Raw genomic sequence first — 22,809 nt, forward strand, 5'->3', positions numbered from 1 at the left:
ATTCCTCACTACAAACCTATTTTATTGTGTCGTTCGAGCGGACATCATGTTATGGACTGCCTTAATTCACAGGCTTAGTGGACGTGGCGCAAAACTTGTCATCTACAATTGCAGAATTGATACTAACAGCCTGCATTGAGGATGAGGGAAGGATCTGGTCTTGCGGAACTACAATTGTCTTTTTGCAAACCAGCTCGCTGCTACCTACAGAGGCAAAGTTCCAAGCATAAAATTCGGGATTGCTGACTGTGGCAGTGGCGGGATATAAACCAAATGCGGTCACTAATACTAATCCCAAAGTTACTAAAGCTACGATCGCGAATCTCAGCATATTCTTTGTTTGAACCGGAAAATTTACCCGATCGGGATTACCTCATTATCGCCCGATCGCACTCGTAGCGTCAATAGCCCTTATTCCGTCGCCAGATTCAATTCGTAGGCGATCGGCTCTGATGACTGAGAAACCACCACAAATTCATAAAAACCAGCATCATCCAGCAATCCAGACCAACTCAGATCCTCTGCATCTTGCAGCAAAACCCGAGCTTTGGTTGTGCTCCCAGGAGAATAAATTGACAGCAGAGTAGATTTGCGCGGAGCTTGCAAATTCACGCGCAAAGTCTGATTTTTAGCGAACCGGGCAATGTAAGCTTTGCCTTCTCCGGGCTTGAGATTGCCCGTGAGGGTTTTGCTGGCAGCGCGACGGCCAAATTCAACGCTTTCGACAGTTGATCCTGCTTGCAAAGCTGTGAGCGCGTCGGCGGTGATTGCTTGCCAAATTTGTCCGATCGGCAAATCGATGATATTGCGATCGCGCGACTGTTGCGGAAACCAATAAAAGAACTTAGCATCAGCCAAATCGTACAGCGCCCGACTGCTCAAATTCAGCTTGTTAACTGCCGTTTTCCAGCGATCGCGATCGGCGGTGTCGTAACTGCCCAACCGCGCTCTAGCGTCGCTGCTGAGGTTTTCCAGCTTGTCGAGCAACTCGTCGCCAATTTTCTGCCATCTTTCGCGCCATTGGCGATCGTCGTCGCCTTCTTTTAACAGCCGCCCGCCCAATTCCGGGTATTTGGCATAGAAAGTCTCGTCTACAAGGTTGACGTAACCGCTATAGAATCGATCGTCAATTTTGAGCTTGGCAAAGCGATCGCGCAAAGCATCCTCTTGCTGCTGTTTCGGGCCTGGAGTCACGGGAATCTTCTGCACTTTTGATTGCAGATTTAACACATAATTGCCCGCAAACCAGCCAATTCCCCCCATACTTGAAAGCACCGCCACCACAAACAAAACCATTTTCCAAGCAGGCATCTTTTGCTGATTGTTAATCGCAGAACCTCGCACCGGAGTTCCCGGCAGTTTCGGGACGGGGGCGGCCAGGGGTATGGGCGACAACTCCGGCGGTTGCTGTGTGGGCACAAAATATGCAGGTTGCGATGGCTGGGGTTGGGGCTGTAAAGGCGGATTGCCAGAGAGAGCGAGCAAAACCTCGCGAGCCGAGGAGTAACGCTGGCTCGGCTGGTGAGCGAGCATTTTATCCAGCACCAGGGACATATTCGGAGATAGGGAACATTCCGCCCGCCAGTTCCAATTCAGCGTCTGACTGTCGAGCAATTGATGCGGTTCCTTCCCCGTCAGCAACACCAAAACCGTAGCCGCGAGAGCGTACAAATCGCTGTGCGGATACACGATACCCATTTGCATTTGTTCGACGGGAGCATAGCCGAGTTTGCCGATCCGAGTCGCGGGGGCGGGAGTATTGTTAGTTTCAGCAAACAGAGATTCTACGGTGGCGGCGACTTCTTTGACTCCGCCGAAGTCAATCAGCACGGGCATTCCGTCAGACAGGCGCAGGATCAGGTTATCCGGGGAGATGTCGCGGTGAATCACTCCCAAGGAGTGAATGTATTCGAGCACTGGCAAAATCTGGATCAGCAGTTGATTGATTTCTGCTTCTATGAACCGCAAACCCTGACGCTTGCGGGCATCCAGTAAAAAGCGGTAGTTTTGACCTGGTACGTAGTCTTGGACGAGAAATAGGTAGCCTCGATCGATAATACTGACTCGAAACATTTCGCGGAAGCGCGGGATTTGATTGTGTTGCAGCTTGTAGAGCACTCCGGCTTCGCGCTCGAAGAGTTCCTCGGATTTTTGTAAGGCGTAACTTCCTTGTACTTGGGGCGCAAATTCTTTTAAAACGCAGGGTTCGTTAAATCGGTGGGCATCTTCAGCGAGGTAGGTGCGCCCGAAGCCTCCGTGTCCCAATTCGCGGACGATGCGGTAGTGGTTGTTGAGAGTTATGTCGGGGTAGATGGGATTGTTCATTGAAACTTGCGTCGGATTGTTACGCTTGATTGAGGCTGGGAGTTTTGGGCGATCGCGCTAATTAATCGTGAGATCAATCTTGACATAGTTTGTCTGTGTTGATGAGTCGATCGCCAGCGTAGCTATCCCCTGCGGTCATTGTCAAAAAAGCGGTTTCCTGCTATAAAAGTCGAGCGACTGTGCCATTTGTGCGATCGCACTCAAATACACCGGGCAATCAACCGTGTTGTTGGGAGGATGGGGGCGCTAAATTGTCTCGGGATCGATATTTAATTCTCGCAGTTTCGCGGCCAGGCGATCGGCTCTTTGGGTCTCTTGTTCGGCTCGTTGAGCTTCTGCATCAGCTCGCCCTGTCTCCCTTTCTGCAACCTCTTCAGGAGTAGGAACCAGTTCATTTGCTGCCGTAAAAAAACGCAATTGTCCGCTACAAATTCCCAAACTCAAATCAAGCTGTTGACTCCGCAGATAGCCTAATTCATTTGGTGCAATTGGTTGATATTCCCCATCTACCAAATGAAACCCAGCTAATTCTAAAGTTTCTGGATCGAACCAAAAGTAATCCAGAGTGCGGAAAGTATCTTGATAGAGTTGTTTTTTAAAGTTTTTATCTATGTTCGCTGTTTTCGGCGACAGGATTTCAAGAATGATATTCGGGTACTTTCCGTCTTCATCCCAAACTACCCAGCTTTTCCTAGTTTTGCGTTCAGTTCCCAGTACCACAAAAAAGTCTGGGCCTCGGAAGTCTTTCGATTTAAGTTGCTTGGGGCTGTAATAAATAGTGAGGTTGCCAGCAGCATAGAAGTTATTTCTATCTCGCCACAACCATTCTAAACATTTGAACAGCAGCATTATTTGTCGGAGATGCAGTTCTGTTTCCACTTGAGGTTCATCACTATATAAATCGACTGGAGGAACGATAACATTTTCTGGTAGCTCTTGTTCTGGTAGCTCTTGTTCTGATAGCTCTTGCTCTGGTATTTCTTGTTCTGGTATTTCTTGTTCTGGTATTGCTTGGGGAGTAGCTAATTCTGCGGTTGCGGACATGGCTGCTTGGGGAGGAGTAAGAGGTGGTGTGTCTATTTTAGCAACGTTTTCATATGAATGCCCAGGACTATATATTCTGAAAGGGCGATCGCGCTTTTGGTCAAAAAGTGCGATCGAACACCAAACAATTAGTCTTTAAATATTACCACTTATCGATTTATTTGCCGTCAGCTTGTCTGAGAGCCGCCAGAATTTCCGGTCGTTTCATGCGCGCGTAGCCCCGCACTTTCCGGTCTTTGCCCATCGCCTTCAAGCGTCTCAGCGAAAGAGTGTCATAGTCTTCTTCTTGGGGCGGAAACGGTAACTCCAACTGCAACTGCGGTAGCTGAGGTTTCGACTGCGCCTTCGACTGCTTCTGACGCTGAGTTTTCGGCTGCGTCTTCGACTGCTTTTTGGGCTGTGTCTCAGGCTGTATGTCTGAGTGCGTCGCAGCGGCTCCCAGTTGGCGGCGGAGCGTGGCGATTTGATTTTTTAGGTCATTTTCAACATCTGCGATCGCATCGCCCACAAACTGATTAATTATTAGGACTGTGCGCTCTAATTTTATTGACAGCAGTTTTTCCAGTTCATCCAACTGTCTCAACGCACCTTCAAGATTCATCTCAGAAATCACCGCCGATTCCGGAGAACTATCGCTACCAGATTGTTCAACTTTTTTAGCCAATTTATCTACCTTTTCGTGAAATGTTTTTTCAACTTGTTCGATCAGACGCTTAATCTGTTCTATTTGATCGCGCTCAAAGTTCTGCTCAGTTAGAGCTTTTACTTGCTTTTTTAGCAGGTCTTCATTCTTTTTAACAGATTGTTCTATTTGTTTTGTTAGACTCTCTACTTTTTTTTGAAATGAGAGCTCAAATTGTTGCAGTAGAGTCTCAATTTGTGCAGTTTTCTGAGTCGGCTGCGGAGCTAAATGTTCCATTTCTGCTTGAGCCGCAACTACCTCCTCGTCGGTCATTTCAAAAACCCACGCCCACATTTGCTCGATGCCGAGTTCTTTCGCCACAATACACCAATCTGAGCCGCAGACAACTTCGTATTCTTCTTCGTTGCTGTAAGCTTCAGTAGGACGTACAATTAAAGGAATTAAGTTGCTGCCTTGCTCGATGAGACTTCTCCTGAGAGCTTCCCGGCGTTCGCGAGGGATTTCCCCCCCCTGAGTCTCTGGTACCGCAATTTGGGAAGTATAAATCTGACTGTGACTAATTGGCTTAATCCGCAAATATTCTACTATTCGGTTTTGATCTTGCGATCGATCCATCTTGTTACAAGTCCCCTTTTGTCATTAAAATCTGGTTTTTGGGTAATTATGTATATTTGCACTTTACAGCCTGCGTTTTAAGTGCGACAGGACTAACCCAAGAAATCTAATTATAGGGTGCGAGACAAACACCTTACTTACACTCTGCGATCTGGGGGAGATATCGCCCGGTGCTGTACCTGTGCGGCTGGCGGTGCGCACAGGGCCCGGGCGATCCTCTTCGTTGGCGCAGCCCCCGTAGGGGCGGGCTTTAAATCGAGGCGAACGCTAACGGCAAAACTGACTGCAATTCCTACAAAAAATCGACTGTGATGAGTTTAACTGGCTGTGGGACACAAATTATACACTGCTTAACTCATCTTTACTTTTTTTGGCGATCGGGCGATCGTCTTTGAGGGCTTCGCTAACGGGCTGGCGTGTTCAGGTGTGGCGGAAATGGCAAGTTGTGAGTATTTTGACTCCTAGTCAATTACCTTTCACAAATCAGGTTTCAACTCTTGTGGGGCGTTGCTCCGAGCATCGCCCCAAAAAATACAATTTAGAAGACTCACAACTTATGAGTGTTTTGCCAGTAATCAATAATTTTAATCATTGTTTTCTCAGTTAACCCTTTAATACGTTCCACCACATTAGCAAATGAGACAAACGGCCGCACATCTCGCTCTTTGAGTATTAGTTGTATAACGGGAGGCTTCAGCCCAGCATCTTTCAAATTCGCCCCCAGTTGAATTTTATCTTGAGTATTCAGTGCGGCCAACAGCGACATAGGTTGAGAAATTACCTGTTCAACTGATTGTACCGTCTCTACCAAAGTCGGTTTTTCCGATGCAGGCTCTGATTTCAACTCATTAATTCTGCTAGCCAACTGCGCTTCAATTAACAGAGGTAATTGTTGTGAAATTAGATTTTCAAATTCTTGTATTCTCTCCGCTAATACCTGTTTTTCGCGAACGTGTTCAGCTTTCAATTCATTAATTTGAGTTTCTAACCTGGCTTCAATATTTGTCAGCCGCTGCTCTAAACTAGATGATGGTTCGGGAGTTTCACTTTCAACTGAAACCTCAGTTATTGATGGCTCTTTGGGAGTTTCATTTTCACCTATATTCTCAGTGATTGCGGTTTTTCGGAGAATTTCCAGTTGTTCCAGCAGAATTTCTTCATTTTCTGGTTCCAGGATGAATGCTCCGATTGTCTCGCCCTTGAGCGGTTCAATTTCCTTTGCTCTCGCCGCCGCATAGTATTCAAAGTCTCCGTCTACTATTTCGTAAGCATCCATACTGGTACGACGGACAATGATCGGATTAATCAAGCCTCCTGCATCTAAAATCAGTCTAGCTAATTTATCCAAATCGCGATCGGCAAAATTGGAACGCGACACTGCGGATGTAATTCTTTTCACTGCCACCAGTGACGGAGATAATTTTTTCATGAATTTTTACTTACCTATTTTTGCCAAAACTTCTTCAGCTAGCATTTCAAATTCTTGGGATGAGGTGCAATCGGGTTTAAAATCGAGCACCGAAATCGGATCGGCGATTTCCATATTTCCCACGATTTTAAATAGTTCTGCACACTTTGCTAAATCCTCTCTCTCGTAAATTACGCTTTCCATGATTTCCAGGCCGTAGCGCTTGGGAATTGCTTCTCTTCGCTTGGGCAAACTGTACTGTACAAATTTACTATTACTGGATATTTTGCAAGGGAGTATGCCTAAAACTTCTAACGGTTTCTTGCCAATTTGTTTTTTAAATCCATTAACTTTTTTAATAAAATCCTTGACATTAATCAATCCTTGATTGGCAAAAGGCTTTAAGTCAGAAGGAATAATTAAATAATCAGCAGCAATTAAGGCAACTCTGGCGAAAAAATTCAAAGATGGTGGCGTATCAATCAGTACAATATCATACTTGTCTTCTACTTCTGCTAGTTTTTGAATTAAAATCATGCGGCTATAATCTAGTTGATTTAGTTCCGTTTCATAGTACATCAAATCAATATGGGAAGGAATTACATCAATTTCGGGATTGCAGAAGTTAGATTTGCGTGCTACTTCGCTGATGGAGTAAAAATCTTCTGATTGCAAAACTTGCAGGATATTGCAATCTTTCAAATCGTCTTGTTCTTCATCATCAAATTTGACTAAACCAGTCGCAAAAGTTGTATTTGCTTGACTGTCTAAGTCTATGACTAGGACTCTTTTACCTTGCTTGCTCAGGGCTGCGGCTAAATTGACTACAGTTGTAGTTTTGCCAACGCCGCCTTTGTTGTGGTAAACTGCAATGATTTTCATAGTGTTTTGTCTTGTTTGGGGAACGATTAAATCAGGTATTTGTTCCGGTTCTGAGATTTGACTTGGCTCAGGTTTTGCAGTGGCGGGATTGTTTTGTTGTACTGCTATTTCGCTAATTAACTCAGGACTAACTAAATTGATTTTACTATCTTCCAGTTCGAGAGCATCTGGATTGTTTACATATTTTAAACTATCTCTGCCAATTAAAGCGATAATTTCATCAATTCTAGTTTCAATATCTTGTCCGGCGCACTGAAAGACTAGCTGAATATCATCGCTGACTCTTTCGTAAATTCTAATTTCTTTACCGTTAGTTATGACTCCGTAGCGAATGCTTAAACTTGTTAAATAGCGATTGAGTTTTCGCAGATGGCGGTCTAGTTTTTGGTTGGGATGTTTTGCCTCAATGACTACACTCATCGACGAGTCTGTATCGAGCATTAGGGGCATATATTGGATGCGAAATGAGAGGAAGTCTAGGCGAATATTCCCAAAGGCGATTTCTTGGTGCCAAGTGTCGGGGGTATAGCCCAGTTTTGGCAACAAATAACTGACAATGAGTTTGCTTTCTACTTCGCTTTCGTTGCGACAGTTATTGGGATTGAAATTCATGTTTCATTGCGAATTGGGAATGGGAAATGGGGAATGGGTAATTGGTGTCAACAAATATGTCCAATGTAATTTACTGTTTGACTATTAGGCCCGCCGATCCCCCCTAGCCCCCCTTAAAAAGGGGGGGACAGGAAATGCTCTAAGTCCCCCTTTTTAAGGGGGATTTAGGGGGATCGAGACTCCGCTAAAAGCGATAGTTATCAATTATTTTCGCTACGGATTATGATATTGAAAAAACCCGGTTTGTTAAATAAAACCGGGTTTCTCAAGGATTTATCGCGTTTCAAACTTACTTGGTTTGAGCGTGAAATTCCTCTAATGTCTGATAGCCGCCAGCCGGATTGTACAGGTGACAGTTGTCGGCAATCCGCTTCATTAAAGACCAAGAAAACTTGGTTTCGTAGAGATGAGGTTGCCAGTTTTCCTTCAAGCTGCTGTGGGCGAGGCGCAAGTTGTACCAGGGTATAGCTGTTGAAAGGTGGTGGGGAACGTGCACGTTAATGTCGTGGCACAGAAACTCAACCCAGCGGGGATAGTCGCAGTGAACTGTTCCCGATAGTTGAGCTTGGGCTTCGTTCCATTCTTCTGGTGATTTAAATGAAATGTCTGGTGCTGTGTGGTGAACAATGGTGAAGGTGCTCATCCAGAAGTGGTAAACCATCCAGGGCATTAACCAAAATTTGACGAATCCCCAAATGCCTGTGGTGGCAATTAAGGTCGGAAATACGATCGCAGCACCGATTAAAACTACCAAAACCGAAAATCTGACTTGTTCGCGCTGTTGGCCTTCTTTGAAGCGCGACCAAATAAAGTGTACTTTTGCCCAGTGGGCGATCGAGCCAATCCACCACATCGGGCCGAAGATTAAACTATAAGCTATTTGTAATGCTTTGGGCGCGGCAGCGTAGTCGGCTGCTGTCATCGGCTGCCAAGCATTATCTTCACCAATTTTATTGGTATGCTTGTGGTGGTAGTTGTGTCCGTGCCGCCATGCGTGAAACGGAAAAATTAACGGCAGAAATACGAGATGTCCGACTAAATCGTTTACCCAGCGGCGGTTGGCAAATGACCGGTGTCCGCAGTCGTGGCCGATTACAAAAAAACCGGTTAATCCGGTGCCTGTGAAAATCCACATCAAGGGAAGTAGATACCAAGGCGATACTGCTAGGCCAAAATAACCGACAGCAACTAGAAGAACGTTGACGATGACTTTTGTCCAAGCTTTGCGGGGGTTTTTGACAAAAACTTCGCGCGGCAGGGTTTTGAGAATATCTTTGAGGCGCAGGTTGGAGGTGTCACTTGCGGATGTCAAATTTAGTGGTTTTTCGATCGATGCTGTCATAAATTGATTTCGATTCTCCGTGTGCCTTGTGGGTGGCTTAACAAAATTAGCGCAGTAAAATATCAGCTCGTTGCCGGCAATCAGCAGACGAGTTGAGCAGTAGGCAAGCGCGTTTTAGCAAATGCTAGCGATCGCTAGCCGCAGATGAGATGGCTAGCGCTTTTGGTTAAAAAAACACTGCGGTTAACAAAACTTTACTTTTTATACCACAGGGGCGGCACAATTAGCACGAGTTGTCACTGCTAATTGCCGTTGCTGACAGCAGAATTTTGGCCGATCGCAACTTGAGAGCCAGCAACAGAGCGTTGCTGTTTGAGGGTTTGCACTTGCAGGAGCAAGGAGTCGATTTCCGCTTGCAGGTGCAGGAACTTAACTTGCTGATCGGCTTGGTACGGACACTTAACCGAATCTAGTTTTCGGGCAAAACTGGTCGGTAGAGTAGCAGAACTAGCCATTTCGGGATTGCTAGCCGTGACTTGCGGCCGAGAAAGAGTGGATGAATTATTTGACATTAGTAATTGGGTAGACATTTCTACTTACTCACACCATTAAGTTACTTTAACCTGAACCGATCGTATTAAACATCAAATTAACCGATCGAGCTAAAATTAGTGTAAATTCCTTGGCCATTGCCTAAAACCATTGACATCGTGACCCTGATTCTACCTGCTACTCACTCTGCTCCTAACTCCGCAGCCCGCATAGCCTCGCCGAAACACTACGGCTGGCCGGGCTTGATCGAAGCTTATCGCCCCTACCTGCCGGTGACGGAAACCACGCCGGTAGTCACACTCCACGAGGGCAATACTCCCCTGATTCCAGCACCGGCGATCGCCTCTCTCATCGGTAGAGACGTGCGCGTGCTGGTCAAATACGACGGCCTCAACCCCACTGGTAGTTTCAAAGACCGGGGGATGACAATGGCGATTTCCAAGGCGAAGGAAGCTGGTGCCGAGGCAGTAATTTGCGCCAGTACCGGCAATACTTCGGCCTCCGCCGCCGCCTACGCCCGACGTGGGGGGATGCGGGCTTTCGTGTTGATTCCCGAAGGTTACGTGGCTTTGGGTAAGCTGGCGCAAGCCTTGCTTTACGGTGCGGAAGTGATTTCGATTGTCGGCAATTTCGATCGGGCCTTAGAAATTGTCCGCGAAATGGCTGTCAATTATCCGGTGACATTGGTCAACTCGGTGAATCCTTACCGCTTGGAAGGTCAAAAAACCGGCGCTTTTGAAGTCGTTGATGCTTTGGGCGACGCCCCAGACTGGCTGTGCATTCCCGTCGGAAATGCGGGAAATATCACAGCATACTGGATGGGTTTTTGTCAATACCACCAAGTAAACAAATGTTCGCGCCTGCCGCGGATGATGGGATTTCAAGCAGCCGGAGCAGCACCGTTGGTAACGGGCCTACCGGTGGCGCACCCAGAAACCTTGGCGACAGCAATTCGGATCGGCAACCCTGCTAGCTGGAAACAGGCGATCGCCGCCTCCGAAGCCAGCCGCGGTAGTTTTTCTGCTGTCACCGACGAAGAAATTCTCGACGCTTACCGCTTGTTAGCATCCGAGGAAGGCATTTTCTGCGAACCAGCAAGCGCCGCTTCTGTAGCCGGCTTGCTGAAGGTAAAAGACCAAGTTCCTACGGGAGCGACAGTGGTTTGCGTGCTCACCGGTAACGGTTTGAAAGACCCGGATACAGCAATTAATCACAGCAAAAACAACTTTAAACAAGGAATTGCTCCGAGTTTGGATGCAGTAGCTGGCGCGATGGGATTTTAAGCAGAAGGAAGAGGGAAGAAGGAAGAAGGAAGAAGGAAGAAATTTTCTTGTATAACTGAAAAGTCTTTGTGATATTCTCTCTCTTCTCTTCCTCTGCGTCCTCTGCGCCCTCTGCGGTTCATAAAAATCTTATTTAGGATTTAGGAACAAACATCATGGTTCAATCACCTCCAAAACTTCTAACTATTGATGAATTTATTGCTAACTACGGCGATAGCAATAGTTGCGAACTAATCGATGGTGAATTAACCGAAATGGAACCAACAGGGCCGCACGAACAAGTATCCGCGTTTCTCGGACGGAAATTAAATGTAGAAATTGACCGTCTGGATTTACCCTACTTTATTCCCCATCGCTGTCTCATCAAACTATTAGGAACCACAACAGCCTTTCGCCCGGATGTGCTGGTATTAGATCAAACTCGACTGATTAATGAGCCATTGTGGCAACAAGAACCTGTCATTACATCGGGAAACTCGATTAAACTAATCGCTGAAGTCGTGAGTACCAATTGGCAAAACGATTACGCCCGCAAAGTTGAAGATTATGCCTTGCTGGGAATTCCTGAGTATTGGATTGTTGATTATTTGGGCATGGGTGGGAGAGAATATATTGGCAAACCGAAACAGCCCACAATTACAATTTGTACGCTGCGAGAAGATGAATATCAAAGACAGTTGTTTCAAAAGGGCGATCGACTGATTTCGTCAATTTTGCCAGATTTGCAGCTAACCGCACAACTAATCTTCGCAGCAAGTGGCGTTTTCAATGCCTAATTTCCAAACGGTGGTAAATCTAGTAACTGATTTTTAGAAGCTGGAAGCTGGGCAGGATTTCGACCGGTTTGGGCGGGAGTTTGGCGGATTTCGAGCGCAGTTTCGCCGGGATTTGCGGTGCGAGTAGGTACTATTTCTAAAGAATATGCTGGTGCCATTTTGGTAGTAGGAACAGTTTGTGCTTTGGTGAGCAAGTCAACGGCGTCTCCGAGGGCGGTGGTTAAATTTGTGCTAGTCTCGGCGTGACGGGCTTCTTCTTGCTTGAGGGCTTGAGTCAGTTGTTTAATTTGTTCGATCGCGCGATCGCGCTCTTCGAGAACTTCTGCTAACTTAGTTTTAAGTTCGTCAACCGTTTGCAGTTGTGCGACTTCCTGCTGGCGAGCAACTCCAGCACCGTCACCTTCGGGCGCAATCGGGTAGAAATTCTGCAATTCCTCTATCTGCGCTGACAAAGCATCGATGCTTTGCTGAGTTAACTTAGCATCATTCCGGCGCTGCTCGGCTTCAGTATTGTAGAGTTGGCGCCACTGAGCGGCACTTTCACCTGCCTCATCGCGATCGCGCGAAACCTCTGTCAACTGCTGTTGCAGCCGCTTAATTTCATCTAACCACTGTCTGATATCTTGAGACATATTGTTGATTGAATAATTGAATAATTGAATAATTGGTAATTGCGAATGGGTAATAGCTTAATTAATTAACGCTCTTGATTTCCAGTTTGTCGATCGCCCTGCATCCATTTTGCATTTTCTCGTTCCCGTCTCCTGTCAACTAACTATAGCGCTTCTCCATTGAATTCAGTCAAGCGCGAGCGATTACCAATTACCAATTACCAATTACCAATTACCCATTGTCGGACATACATCACTGCTCAAGAGCAAGGACTATATGAACATTTATTACTGGTTGCGCTACGTAATTTTAGCTTTTTTGAAGGCACTTTTGAGGCTGCTGAGAGCTGTCACAAGCAAATTTGGTGATTTTTGGCAGTTTTGCCGGTGTTTAACTTGGAGCACGCTCAAGCAAGTCGCAGTGAAAGCGGGAGAGCAGCGGTTGCCGGGGCTGTCTGCCGAAATGGCCTACAATTCTATGTTGGCGCTGTTTCCGGGGCTGTTGGCTGTCTTGTCGGCGATCGCCCTGTTTGAACCTTTGCAGTCAACACTGTATCAAATCGCCGGTCTGTTGGGGGAAATTATACCCGATGACGTTCGCAATTTAGTTCGCGGCTTAATCAAAGAAATTCTCTTAACTCGCAATAAAGGGCTGTTTTCCGCGAGCTTTTTTGCATCGCTGTGGGCATTTTCTGGCGTCATGAGCGCGGCGATGGCTGCGCTCGATCGCATCCATGAAATCCAGGGCGATCGAACTCGCTCTTTTGTGAAAGCAAAACTTATTTCATTAGGGCTGAGTATCGGTACAATTGTGCTGTTAATTCTAGCATCGGGAGCTGTATTTGTCAGCGACTTAATTGTGCAAGCTATTGCCCGTCAGAGTTGCTTCTTGGAGTCCGTCGCCAATTGCAATTTAAAAGATGTCCAAAATTGCTTGCTACCGGCCGGAAATTGCCCTTTAGAATCGGAACTGTTAGCTGTTTGGCGGCTGTGGCGGTGGCCGAGTTCTTTAGGAATTATATCAGTTGCCTTTGCCTTTGTTTACCGCTACGGGCCGAGCCGCCACCAACGAGAAATTCCGATTTTTTCGGGAGCTGTTTTTGCTGCTATTTTGTGGGCGCTGCTTTCGGCTTTGTTTCGGTTTTATGTTTTGCATTTAAGCAATTTCAGTTGGACTTATGGCACGATCGGCACTTTTATTGTGTTGTTGTTGTGGCTCTATCTTTCTTGTTTGGCGATGCTGCTCGGAGCTCAGTTAAATGTGACTGTGGGAAAGGCAATTAAACAATCTAAAATAATGGGTAATAGGGCATAGGGCATAGGGCATAGGGCATAGGGCAGAAAAATTTTTGGCATTAGTTGGTGGTTATTTATTATTTCATAATAACCCATTCTTCCTTCTTTTATTATTTGCCGGATGCTGGCTTACCTACGGAGTAAAGTGCTGAGGATACCCGCAACAAAAGACAGAAAAATCAGTATCCAAATAACACCACCGGGAAGGAATGTTAAGAGGCCAACGCCTCTGAGAATCCAAACTAATAAAGTTATTCCCAGGACAGTCCAGAAGATGCGGGTTGATAGTCGAAATTGAAATCTCGGAGAATTAGTCATGTTGAATGTAAAAATATTATCTGGATCAATGATAGCTGCTTTGCTGGCGATCGCCAGTCACCTCACCTTAATCTCGACTCCCGGTGCTGCTGTCGCGCCTGTGGGTACAAATAAGCTGGGGGAAATAGCCAATGCTGCTGCAAAACCTTCCTCTGTAAGTGTAGCAATTGGCGATCGCACAATTGGCGAAGCAAAAGTCGGCATTACTTTCGGACAACTCAAGCAGGCTTTGGGTTCCACAGCACAGTTTAAGGTAGAGTCTCCTTTTATGGTAGACTTCGATGCAGTGGCGATTAGTCGATCGGGAAAAGTGCAGTATCGGATTATCTACCCTGCCCGTACAAAGCTGAAAGATACGGATGTCATTGAACTTTTGATGACAGACAATCCTAATTATAAAACACTTCAGGGCGTCGGGCCGGGAATGACTTTGAAACAAGCCGAAGCAATTTACGGCAAAGCTACTTTATCTTATAACGTGGACAATGAATCGAGAGAAAATGTGGTTTTTGCCAAACAACCGACTCGAAAAATTATGTTTGTTCCCAAGGCTGAGGGAAAGCAATTTACTGGGGTTTACGCTGCTGAAAAAGGTGGATTTTATCAGACTAACAAGTATCAGCAGAATGCTGTAATTAAGTCGGTGATGGTGCGGAAGTAGACTGTGACTCATTTCCAGAAACCGGGTTTCTTGCTAGATACCTCGCCACCCAACCAAGATTATCCGAGAAACCCGGTTTCTTAGCCTGTGCGTGATTAAGAGAAACTGGGTTTCTTCCGAGATACCTCGCCACTCAGCGAAGATTATCCGAGAAACCCGGTTTCTTAGCCTTAGCATCATCCCCAGAAACCGGGTTTCTTGCGAGATATCTCGCCACCCAACCTAAATTATCCGAGAAACCCGGTTTCTTAGCCTAAAATTAAGGATTATTTGTAGTTACGTCCAAATACTCTTGATTGTCAAGATAAGTTTTAATATGCTCCAGTATTTGACGTAGATACTCTATGACTTCATTTTTAATCTCTAAAAGTTCCTCAATAGTGTTATCTCGCCCCACTTCCTCAAAAGACTTAACTCCGTGGGCTAAGTCGTTCCTGTTGCTTTTAACAACTACAAGATTTTGCCCATTTTTTGTTCTGGTAAATTCTGTTTTGTATGAAAAACCATATTTTTCTGCTATTTCTTTAATCAACCTAGCATCCACATTCCCTGAAAAGAGTTCTTCGCGATCAAATGTAGCTGTGATGATGTCTGTAGATATTTGGTTGATTTGTAAATTAATTTTATTAGGAGAACAGTTTTTAAGATTTTGAAGAACAATTATTTTAATTTTTGGTTTGAGTTGATCGAAGGAAATTGTTTGATTTGTCAACTCATCAAATATGGCTTCAATGGCATTTCGCATCGTAGATTCTACTAAGTTATACAATAACAAAAAGCCATTGGCTTTTAGAGTTTTTTCCAACTCATAATTCAGACTATGTATTTTATATGTTCCGGCATCATCGGCTATAGATAACTTAGTGGTTTGTTTGATTAAGCCCTCTAAAAAGATGAAGTAATCATCTACCTCTTGGGCGCGTGTATTGAAGTCTAAAAGTACAGTATTCATCTTTAGCCTAGCAGTCGATCGCGGACATATTCAATACGTAAAACTACTTGATTTTTAGAACTGCTAGCATCAGATTTCGTGTAATCCTTAAACTCTTGTGAATTGAGCAATTCTGTTGACTTTGGATCAAGATTGCTGGTTTCTCTCAAAGCAAGAGCAACACCGACAGCTAGAGACTCGAATTTAATCCGAGTTGTTGTTCTCGCGCCATTTTTACCTTGACGAAATCCTTGAGAAAAATATTTTTCTACAAAGTTTAGCATTGACTCAAATTCTGCCCGCATTTTTTCTCGATCGAATTTCGGATCTGCATTTACTTGCTTCAGATAGTCATCAAGGAATATGTTGATCTTACCATTAAACTTCTGATAGTTATTTAATAATCCAAAAAAACGAAACACAAATTCTTGCGGTTCGTGGCTGTGAATAGCAGACTCAGAAAAAGCGCATAATTTGCGGAACTTGTCATTTTTAGATAGTTCCTCAATCAGTTCGAGAAACTGGCCTGGCAGTATGCGTCTGCGCTTTTCCATTTCGTTTAGATCGACGCTACCTGTATTAATACGTTCAAATATATCTCTTCGCACTTCCTCATTTGTACCTTCAGTTAGTAGAATCATCCGAAGTGTAGTGCGGTTGAAGCGCCTCTGACGGGCAAGGGGCAAATCAGCAAACTTAAATCCATTTAAACTCTGTATTTTTTTTAAAGCTGTCAAGGTTAATTCGTTATTGATAAATTTAGTTAGAGTCCGAATGCGTTGCGTACCATCTATGATTTCTAAACGGGATTCATCGTTTTCTTCATCATAGATCTCAGCAACAAAAATAGAAGGTATTGGCAGACCTAAAATTATAGACTCAATAAACTTTGACTGCCTTGCTTCATCCCAAGCCATGTCACTTTGGTAGTCGGGGATGAATAACTCATTGGTATCATCATCCTTTCCTTCCATATATTTGTGAACCAGTGTTTCGACTGGATGCTGTTGGGTATCGTAATTAATTAGCTGCTGCTTGTCGCGGATTTCGGCTTCAGCAGCATCAACCTTTTTGTGTTGCTCGGTAATTTCTAGTTTCGATCGCATATTGTTAAAGAATAATCGGATATTGCCGAGTGAATAGACTTATCGGTACTATGATTGTACCATAAAACTTTGGGATTTATCTCGTAGAAGCGATCGCACTTATCAACAAAAGTGCGATCGCCCGTGTTTAGTTAACTCAAAGCAGCGGGAAAATTACAGTTTATAACAGGCTGGTGAGGGAATTGCCCGATCCCCCAAAAAATAAGGTGCGCATTGCGCACCCTACGCCCGGAATCTATTTAGCAGTCACCAACTGCGCCGGTAGCCGCTTAAACGCCAACCTTTCATTCTCGATATCCACAAAAATGGTATCGCCGTCGGCAAAATCTCCCCGCAAAATTCCCTTCGCCATTTGCGTTTCCAACTCGCGCTGAATTCCCCGCTTCAATGGCCGCGCGCCGTACACCGGATCGTAACCGATTTCTGCTAAGAAGTCGATCGCCGATTCCGACAATTTCAGCGACATTTTGCGATCGGCTAACCGTTTTTCCAAGCGCTTGACTTGCAACAGCACAATTTGCCGCAATTCCGGCTTGCTCAAACCGTGGAAAATAATCGTTTCATCAATCCGGTTCAAGAATTCCGGGCGGAAAGTTCCCCGCATCGCCTCCATCACCAGACTCCGCATTTTTTCGTTATCTCCCGCCACATCTAAAATGTATTGAGAGCCGACATTCGATGTCATAATAATCACAGAATTCTTAAAGTCTACCGTGTGACCTTGAGCGTCGGTAACGCGGCCGTCATCCAGAATTTGCAGCATGATGTTGAAGACATCCGGGTGCGCTTTCTCGATTTCATCGAATAGAATTACCGAATACGGACGGCGGCGCACAGCCTCAGTTAATTGTCCGCCTTCGTCATAGCCGACGTATCCCGGAGGCGCACCAATTAAGCGCGAAACTGCGTGTTTCTCCATGTATTCCGACATATCAATTCGCACGATCGCCTCTTCGGTGTCAAACAGGTATGATGCTAATGCTTTCGCCAACTCGGTTTTACCTACGCCTGTGGGGCCGAGGAAGATAAAACTCGCAACCGGACGGTTGGGATCGGCCAATCCCGCGCGCGATCGCTGAATGGCATCTGCAACCGCCGTCACCGCTTCATCCTGTCCAATTACCCGCTTGTGAAGTTCGTCCTCCAATAGCAGAAGTTTCTGCATTTCCGATTCAACCAACTTGCTAATCGGAATTCCCGTCCACTTGGAAATAATCTCGGCAATGTCAGATTCCGTGACTTCTTCCCGCAGCAAAGTTTTACCTGTGGTTTGAGTTGCTGCTAGTTTATATTCTGCTTCTTGTAGTTGTTTTTGCAATTCGGTTAACTTGCTATATTTCAACTCAGCAGCGCGGTTAAGGTCATATTTTAATTCAGCTTGTTGAATCTCAATGTTAACCTTGTCAATCTGTTCTTTAATGTTTTGAATGCTGCCAATGACACCTTTTTCCGATTGCCACTGGGCATTCAAACCGCTTTGCTGTTCCTTGAGATTTCCCAAGTCTTTTTCCAGTCTTTCCAAACGGTCAATCGATGCAGCATTACTTTCTTTTTGCAGCGACAGTCTTTCCATTTCTAGCTGCAAAACCTTGCGATCGATTTCATCGAGTTCTTCCGGCTTGGAGGTAATCTCCATTTTCAGTTTAGCCGCAGCTTCGTCCATTAAGTCGATCGCTTTATCGGGAAGGAAGCGATCGCTAATATATCGAGTTGACAAAGTAGCCGCCGCCACTAACGCATTGTCAGAAATTTTCACACCGTGGTGAACTTCGTAGCGTTCTTTCAAACCCCGCAGAATCGAAATAGTATCTTCAACTGTCGGTTGATCGACATAAACTTGTTGAAAACGCCGTTCTAAGGCCGCATCTTTTTCGAGATATTTGCGATATTCGTCGAGCGTTGTAGCACCGATACAACGCAATTCGCCCCTCGCTAACATCGGTTTGAGCAAGTTACCGGCATCCATCGATCCTTGAGTTGCACCGGCGCCGACAACCGTGTGAATTTCATCTATAAATAGGATGACTTTGCCGTTGCTGTCCATCACTTCTTTGAGCACCGCTTTCAAGCGTTCTTCAAATTCTCCCCGGAATTTTGCACCTGCAATTAATGCGCCCATATCTAAGCTAATTAATTGTCTGTCTTTGAGAGATTGCGGCACATCTCCGGTGATAATTCGCTGGGCGAGTCCTTCGGCGATCGCAGTTTTGCCTACTCCCGGTTCCCCAATCAGTACGGGGTTGTTCTTGGTGCGGCGGCTGAGAATTTGAATCGTGCGGCGAATTTCGTCATCGCGTCCGATTACTGGATCGAGTTTGCCTTGACGCGCGGCTTCTGTCAAATCTCGGCCGTATTTTTCCAGCGCTTCGTATTTGCCTTCTGGATTTTGATCTGTCACTTTGTTGTTCCCCCGAACTTGGGCGATGATGTCTTTGAGCTTGGCTTCATCTAGTTTAAATTCTTGCAGTAGATTTTTGCCGAAGCGATCGTCCTTAACGTAACCTAGAATCAAATGCTCGATCGATATAAATTCATCACCGTACTCTTTACGATAAGCTTCAGCCCTGTCTAGCAGGGTATCCAGGGAACGGCCGAGATAAACGTTGCCGCCGCTTCCAGTGATTTTCGGCTGGCGGCTGATAAACTCATCAGTGCGATCGCGCAATTTGGCTACAGAAACTGCCGCTTTGTTAAATAAACTGCTCGCAAGTCCCGATTCTTGTTCCAGCAACGCTTTCATCAAATGTTCGCTTTCTAACTGCTGCTGCTGGGCTGCTTTGACAACTTCTGGAGTGCGGGCTAGAGCTTCCCAGGCTTTTTCCGTAAATTGGTTTGGATTATTCGGTTGCATAAATTTTGATTCCCTGAATTGAAGGCGATCTATACTTTAGAGGCAAATCATTGATTGCCCGTATAATGATGATTGTAGAGAGTTAATGGCAGGCGATCGGATCGGTGTTCCGGTATGTGTAGATAGGTATTTCCGTCCTTTGTCGCAGTCCCTCGCAGGCAAAAGGTAAACTGTCGCGCCTAAAAGTTGCACTTTAATGAATTACCAAGTTGAGTTTAAGCCGAAAGCGATCAAAGATTTACAATCTTTGCCAGCGGAGGTACAAAGCCGAATTTTGACTAAAATTTAGTTGATGCAAAATAATTTGACGGGGGATGTGAAACGTTTAACAAACTATACGCCAGAATATCGGCTGCGGGTAGGAGATTACCGAGTTTTATTTGAAATTGAGGAAGATATTTTGGTGATCTACCGCGTCAAACATCGCAAAGATGCTTACACTTAAACGCTTGGAGGAAATATCTATGATTCCATTACATCCTGAGTTTATCACCAAAAACGGCAAAAAAGAATTTGCAGTGATACCTTATGAAGAATTTGTAGCACTGCAAGAATTAATTGCTGATATAGAAGATTTGATTGATTTGAGGGCGGCCAAAGAAGAAGATGCAAATCAGCCTTCTCTGCCTTTAGCAGAAGTAAAGAGAATGTTAGGATTACTCAATGATTAATCCGTAGAATTCTTGCACTCATTCGCCAACTATCTTAAGTAACTGAGCGGACATGATATGACTCCTAACTACTGACAACTGCCAATTGCCAACTGTCAACTGTCAACTGTCAACTGTCAACTATCAACTGTTTTCATGCCTGCATCACCACCCGTTCCGGGAGACTGACAATAAAAGTTGAACCTTTACCGTCCTCGCTTTCGACGCTAATTTCCCCGCCGAGAATTTGACACAAACGCTGGCTAATTGTCAGTCCCAAACCCGTGCCTCCATACTTGCGGGTAGTCGAAGCATCAGCTTGAGTAAAAGGCTTGAATATCTGCTGCAATTGCTCGTCAGTCATCCCAATCCCAGTATCGCTGACTCGAAAAATTAAAAATTGAGAGATGTAGTTTGAACCCGAGTTAAAATCATTATTTTTATTTCTTTTCTTAGGTTTTGGCTTTTCATTCTTCACTTTTTCGATTTCGATCGTAATCACGCCTTTTTCTGTGAATTTAGCAGCGTTGCTGAGCAAATTGAGGAGAATTTGTCGGACTTTCGGTTGGTCGGCGTACATCATGCCAAGTTCGCCTTTTAATTGCAGCGCTAAAGCATTACCCTTTTTCTCTACTAGCGGTTGAGCAGTAGTCATCACTTCTTCAATCATCGTCGCCACGTCGAAGTGTTCCAAATAAAGCGTGACGTGTCCGGCTTCTATTTTGGAAATGTCGAGGATGTCGCTGATCATGTCGAGCAAATGTTTGCCAGCGGTTTGAATTTTTTCTAAGTCGGGGAGAAAGTCTTCGGAACCGGAATCTTGAGCATCTTCTTGCAGCATTTCGCTGTAGTTGATGATGGCGTTGAGGGGGGTGCGGAGTTCGTGGCTCATGTTGGCTAGAAATGCACTTTTCGAGCGGTTGGCAGCTTCGGCTGCTACTTTTGCTTCGTGCAAGTCTTCTGTATATTCCGCTACTCTTTGGATCAGTTCGTTGAGGGAAATTGCTAGCATTCCGACTTCGTCGGAGGTGGTGACGGGTACTTGCAGGTCAAAGTTCGATTCTTCTGTGACTCGCTGAGCGATCAGGGTGGTGGCTTCTAGCGGTCGGGCGATCGCCCCACTGGTGTATACTGCAAGTAAGGCTGCCATACCTGCCGAGATCAGGAGAGAGCAAGCAAGAATTAGAGTTCCGAGTTTTTCTGCTTTCTCGTAGGTTCTAAACGCCTCGTCTGCTTTGTCCCGAAAATTGCCCGCGAGTTTGGCTGAATCCTCCGAAAACTGTTCGAGTTTAAAAGCGTTGCTCCCAGTGGCAAAATTATTCAAGTTCCGCTGGAATACCTGCCGCTGCTGCGGATTCAAACCAGATAACTTCGCATTCCCTAGCAGTTGCTGGACTTGTTGGAAGTAAGCTTCTACTGTTTTGGTGTTGGCTTTGGCGAACTCTTGAATCTGTTGGTAATCTGTTGCAACATCGGAAGAAGTAGTCGGCGACTGGCTTTGCAGTTGTTCTAGCTGTCCGCTCATCTGAGCAACGCGAGTCAGGAATTCCGAGCGTTCGCGATCGAAAATTTGCGGTTTTGTCGTCAGATTCAGCAGCAATAGCTGGTGAATTCTGACTTCCTGGGCGGTATTATTGAGATTAGTCAGGATTTCCGCTTTATCTCGGTCGATCGCCAGTTTTTCTCTAACTTGCTGTTTGTGATAGGATTCTACTCCCCGTCCCGCCACAGCACCCAAAATGGCAATACCGATGACCAAGGCGTATCCGCAGCCAATTTTCTGCCTGATACCCAAGCGGCCCAACAGACTTTTCAACCCTATTTGAGAAGGGTTATGGAGTTGATTTTTCGAGGCTAAGGTTGAAGACATGGGCAATATACTCGTCACCCTGAGAGGCATTATCTATATTCTAATTGATGCCTGCCTGAGGGTAAATAAAGTTCTGGCTTCGGGCCTGATTTCGGTATTTATGGGGTCTTTGCAGGGTTCCACAGCTCGATCGGCTTGGCAGTTTGGGGGAGTTATGGTTAATAAATTATAGCAGATGTTGAAGTCAGAAGCCTTCAGTTGACAGTTGACAGTTGACAGTTGACAGCTCGCCCTGAGCGAAGCCGAAGGGTTGACAGTTGACAGATGAGTGCGACCTGTACCTAAAAGGAAGAGGATTGGAGTAATGAATAGCCTGATTTTAATTTCTCGCCTTTAGGGCTTGGGGCTTTAAACCAATTCTTTGGAGTAAAATTCTGGGTTTCAGCAATGAACATATAAGTAGCGAATTATTAAGCTGCAAGTTGCGAGTTAGATTTGTGATTCAAGGCTCAACTCTACTCGCAACCCACAACTTATCGGTGTTCCTCTACTGGCAAAGTCGAAATTGTGCTATCTCAGCGGGAAGTTTTGAAGCATTAGGTACGCTAGCAGAGGTAGGAACAAAGATTCCCATGCCGAAACTGCAACCCTCTGCCGTTGTGCATTCCCCAGGCTTGGCCGCGATTTGATATTCGCCTTGGGATGGCGGAGTAAAAGAGATTGAAGAAAGTTCGCCGGCTTTTTGACTCGCAGCAATTTGTTGACCGCTGGCATCTGTGAGAGTTAAGTTTAAATCTTTGCAGTTACCGTCGCAAGTAGCTACAAAAACATACTCAGTATCTGGCTGCAACGTGGCTCTAAAAGGAGATGAAACTTGCTTGCGAACAGTGCCTAGCAATGGTAAAAAAACTAATTTTTGACCGTTGCCTTTCCGCTGGTCAACTTCTGTTTTTAAGCGACAAGTCACAGTTTTTTGCTCGTTGGTCAGTTCTTGAGCAATAGCAGTTCCTACGATTGCAGTACCCAGCAGCAGTGCAATCCCGGAGATAGTCAGATGTTTGATATTCATTGATGTCCCCTCAAACTAATTTCTGGGTGATTGCAATAGACCGCTTTTGTCAGAAGTCTATTGATTATCTGGAGCCTATCACAT

General features: G+C 45.3%; 21 protein-coding genes. 7 read left to right on the forward strand and 14 right to left on the reverse strand.

All coding sequences use genetic code 11. The annotated features are described in order from the left end of the window. Positions 1-61 precede the first annotated feature (61 nt). From QUB68_RS11450 to QUB68_RS11485, 8 genes are all read right to left on the reverse strand, one after another. The gene (locus tag QUB68_RS11450; protein ID WP_332992341.1) at positions 62-331 is read right to left on the reverse strand and encodes a hypothetical protein; all 270 of its coding nucleotides are present in this window, start codon (positions 329-331) and stop codon (positions 62-64) included. 80 nt (positions 332-411) lie between these two features. Beyond that, entirely contained in the window at positions 412-2,325 is a 1,914-nt protein-coding gene (locus QUB68_RS11455; RefSeq protein ID WP_332992343.1) for a serine/threonine-protein kinase, read from the reverse strand. A gap of 246 nt (positions 2,326-2,571) precedes the next feature. Continuing rightward, complete coding sequence (locus QUB68_RS11460) at positions 2,572-3,369, reverse strand: Uma2 family endonuclease (protein WP_332992345.1); 798 nt, start codon at positions 3,367-3,369, stop codon at positions 2,572-2,574. Positions 3,370-3,526: 157 nt separating this feature from the next. Further along, positions 3,527-4,627, reverse strand: a complete 1,101-nt coding sequence (locus QUB68_RS11465) for a Rho termination factor (modular protein) (RefSeq protein WP_332992347.1) — start codon at positions 4,625-4,627, stop codon at positions 3,527-3,529. Positions 4,628-5,174: 547 nt separating this feature from the next. Further along, the gene (locus QUB68_RS11470; protein ID WP_332992349.1) at positions 5,175-6,056 is read right to left on the reverse strand and encodes a ParB N-terminal domain-containing protein; all 882 of its coding nucleotides are present in this window, start codon (positions 6,054-6,056) and stop codon (positions 5,175-5,177) included. A 6-nt stretch (positions 6,057-6,062) separates the two neighbouring features. Continuing rightward, positions 6,063-7,529: an AAA family ATPase gene (locus QUB68_RS11475; protein ID WP_332992351.1), complete on the reverse strand. Its 1,467-nt coding sequence runs from the start codon at positions 7,527-7,529 to the stop codon at positions 6,063-6,065. Positions 7,530-7,818: 289 nt separating this feature from the next. Continuing rightward, the gene (locus QUB68_RS11480; RefSeq protein ID WP_332992353.1) at positions 7,819-8,871 is read right to left on the reverse strand and encodes a fatty acid desaturase; all 1,053 of its coding nucleotides are present in this window, start codon (positions 8,869-8,871) and stop codon (positions 7,819-7,821) included. A 242-nt stretch (positions 8,872-9,113) separates the two neighbouring features. Next, on the reverse strand, positions 9,114-9,401 hold the full coding sequence (locus QUB68_RS11485; RefSeq protein ID WP_332992355.1) for a hypothetical protein: 288 nt from the start codon (positions 9,399-9,401) through the stop codon (positions 9,114-9,116). A 120-nt stretch (positions 9,402-9,521) separates the two neighbouring features. Between QUB68_RS11485 and thrC the strand changes: the two genes are divergently transcribed. Together thrC and QUB68_RS11495 are read left to right on the forward strand one after the other, a co-directional pair. Beyond that, positions 9,522-10,646, forward strand: a complete 1,125-nt coding sequence (thrC, locus tag QUB68_RS11490; RefSeq protein WP_442923073.1) for a threonine synthase — start codon at positions 9,522-9,524, stop codon at positions 10,644-10,646. A gap of 155 nt (positions 10,647-10,801) precedes the next feature. Continuing rightward, positions 10,802-11,422 carry a Uma2 family endonuclease gene (locus tag QUB68_RS11495; protein WP_332992357.1) on the forward strand — a complete coding sequence of 207 codons (621 nt, stop codon included), beginning with the start codon at positions 10,802-10,804 and terminating at the stop codon, positions 11,420-11,422. Here QUB68_RS11495 and QUB68_RS11500 read toward each other — a convergent pair. Then, positions 11,419-12,054, reverse strand: coding sequence for a hypothetical protein (locus QUB68_RS11500; RefSeq protein ID WP_332992358.1), 636 nt, complete (start codon positions 12,052-12,054; stop codon positions 11,419-11,421). The two genes, QUB68_RS11495 and QUB68_RS11500, sit on opposite strands and share 4 nt — an antisense overlap. Before the next feature lie 256 nt (positions 12,055-12,310). Between QUB68_RS11500 and QUB68_RS11505 the strand changes: the two genes are divergently transcribed. After that, positions 12,311-13,348 carry a YihY/virulence factor BrkB family protein gene (locus QUB68_RS11505; RefSeq protein ID WP_332992360.1) on the forward strand — a complete coding sequence of 346 codons (1,038 nt, stop codon included), beginning with the start codon at positions 12,311-12,313 and terminating at the stop codon, positions 13,346-13,348. A gap of 297 nt (positions 13,349-13,645) precedes the next feature. After that, entirely contained in the window at positions 13,646-14,308 is a 663-nt protein-coding gene (locus QUB68_RS11510; RefSeq protein WP_332992362.1) for a hypothetical protein, read from the forward strand. Between the two features lie 259 nt (positions 14,309-14,567). Here QUB68_RS11510 and QUB68_RS11515 read toward each other — a convergent pair whose 3' ends face one another. The 3 genes from QUB68_RS11515 to clpB form a co-directional block, all read right to left on the reverse strand. Continuing rightward, a complete protein-coding gene (locus tag QUB68_RS11515; RefSeq protein ID WP_332992364.1) occupies positions 14,568-15,260 on the reverse strand; it encodes an MAE_28990/MAE_18760 family HEPN-like nuclease in 693 nt (230 codons plus the stop codon). 2 nt (positions 15,261-15,262) lie between these two features. Then, a complete protein-coding gene (locus QUB68_RS11520; protein ID WP_332992366.1) occupies positions 15,263-16,345 on the reverse strand; it encodes a DUF262 domain-containing protein in 1,083 nt (360 codons plus the stop codon). A 235-nt stretch (positions 16,346-16,580) separates the two neighbouring features. After that, on the reverse strand, positions 16,581-19,196 hold the full coding sequence (gene clpB, locus QUB68_RS11525) for an ATP-dependent chaperone ClpB (RefSeq protein WP_332992368.1): 2,616 nt from the start codon (positions 19,194-19,196) through the stop codon (positions 16,581-16,583). A 292-nt stretch (positions 19,197-19,488) separates the two neighbouring features. On the opposite strand from clpB, the gene QUB68_RS11530 reads away from it, so the two are divergent. Continuing rightward, complete coding sequence (locus QUB68_RS11530) at positions 19,489-19,641, forward strand: type II toxin-antitoxin system RelE family toxin (RefSeq protein WP_332992370.1); 153 nt, start codon at positions 19,489-19,491, stop codon at positions 19,639-19,641. 19 nt (positions 19,642-19,660) lie between these two features. After that, complete coding sequence (locus QUB68_RS11535; protein ID WP_332992373.1) at positions 19,661-19,867, forward strand: type II toxin-antitoxin system Phd/YefM family antitoxin; 207 nt, start codon at positions 19,661-19,663, stop codon at positions 19,865-19,867. 133 nt (positions 19,868-20,000) lie between these two features. Here QUB68_RS11535 and QUB68_RS11540 read toward each other — a convergent pair whose 3' ends face one another. Further along, positions 20,001-21,716 carry a sensor histidine kinase gene (locus tag QUB68_RS11540; RefSeq protein ID WP_332992375.1) on the reverse strand — a complete coding sequence of 572 codons (1,716 nt, stop codon included), beginning with the start codon at positions 21,714-21,716 and terminating at the stop codon, positions 20,001-20,003. Between QUB68_RS11540 and QUB68_RS11545 the strand changes: the two genes are divergently transcribed. After that, complete coding sequence (locus QUB68_RS11545) at positions 21,715-21,888, forward strand: hypothetical protein (RefSeq protein WP_332992376.1); 174 nt, start codon at positions 21,715-21,717, stop codon at positions 21,886-21,888. The two genes, QUB68_RS11540 and QUB68_RS11545, sit on opposite strands and share 2 nt — an antisense overlap. Positions 21,889-22,203: 315 nt before the next feature. Here QUB68_RS11545 and QUB68_RS11550 read toward each other — a convergent pair whose 3' ends face one another. Further along, positions 22,204-22,725, reverse strand: a complete 522-nt coding sequence (locus tag QUB68_RS11550) for a hypothetical protein (RefSeq protein WP_332992378.1) — start codon at positions 22,723-22,725, stop codon at positions 22,204-22,206. Positions 22,726-22,809: the final 84 nt, after the last annotated feature.

This window comes from Microcoleus sp. A006_D1, from assembly GCF_036702805.1.
GTDB lineage: Bacteria > Cyanobacteriota > Cyanobacteriia > Cyanobacteriales > Microcoleaceae > Microcoleus.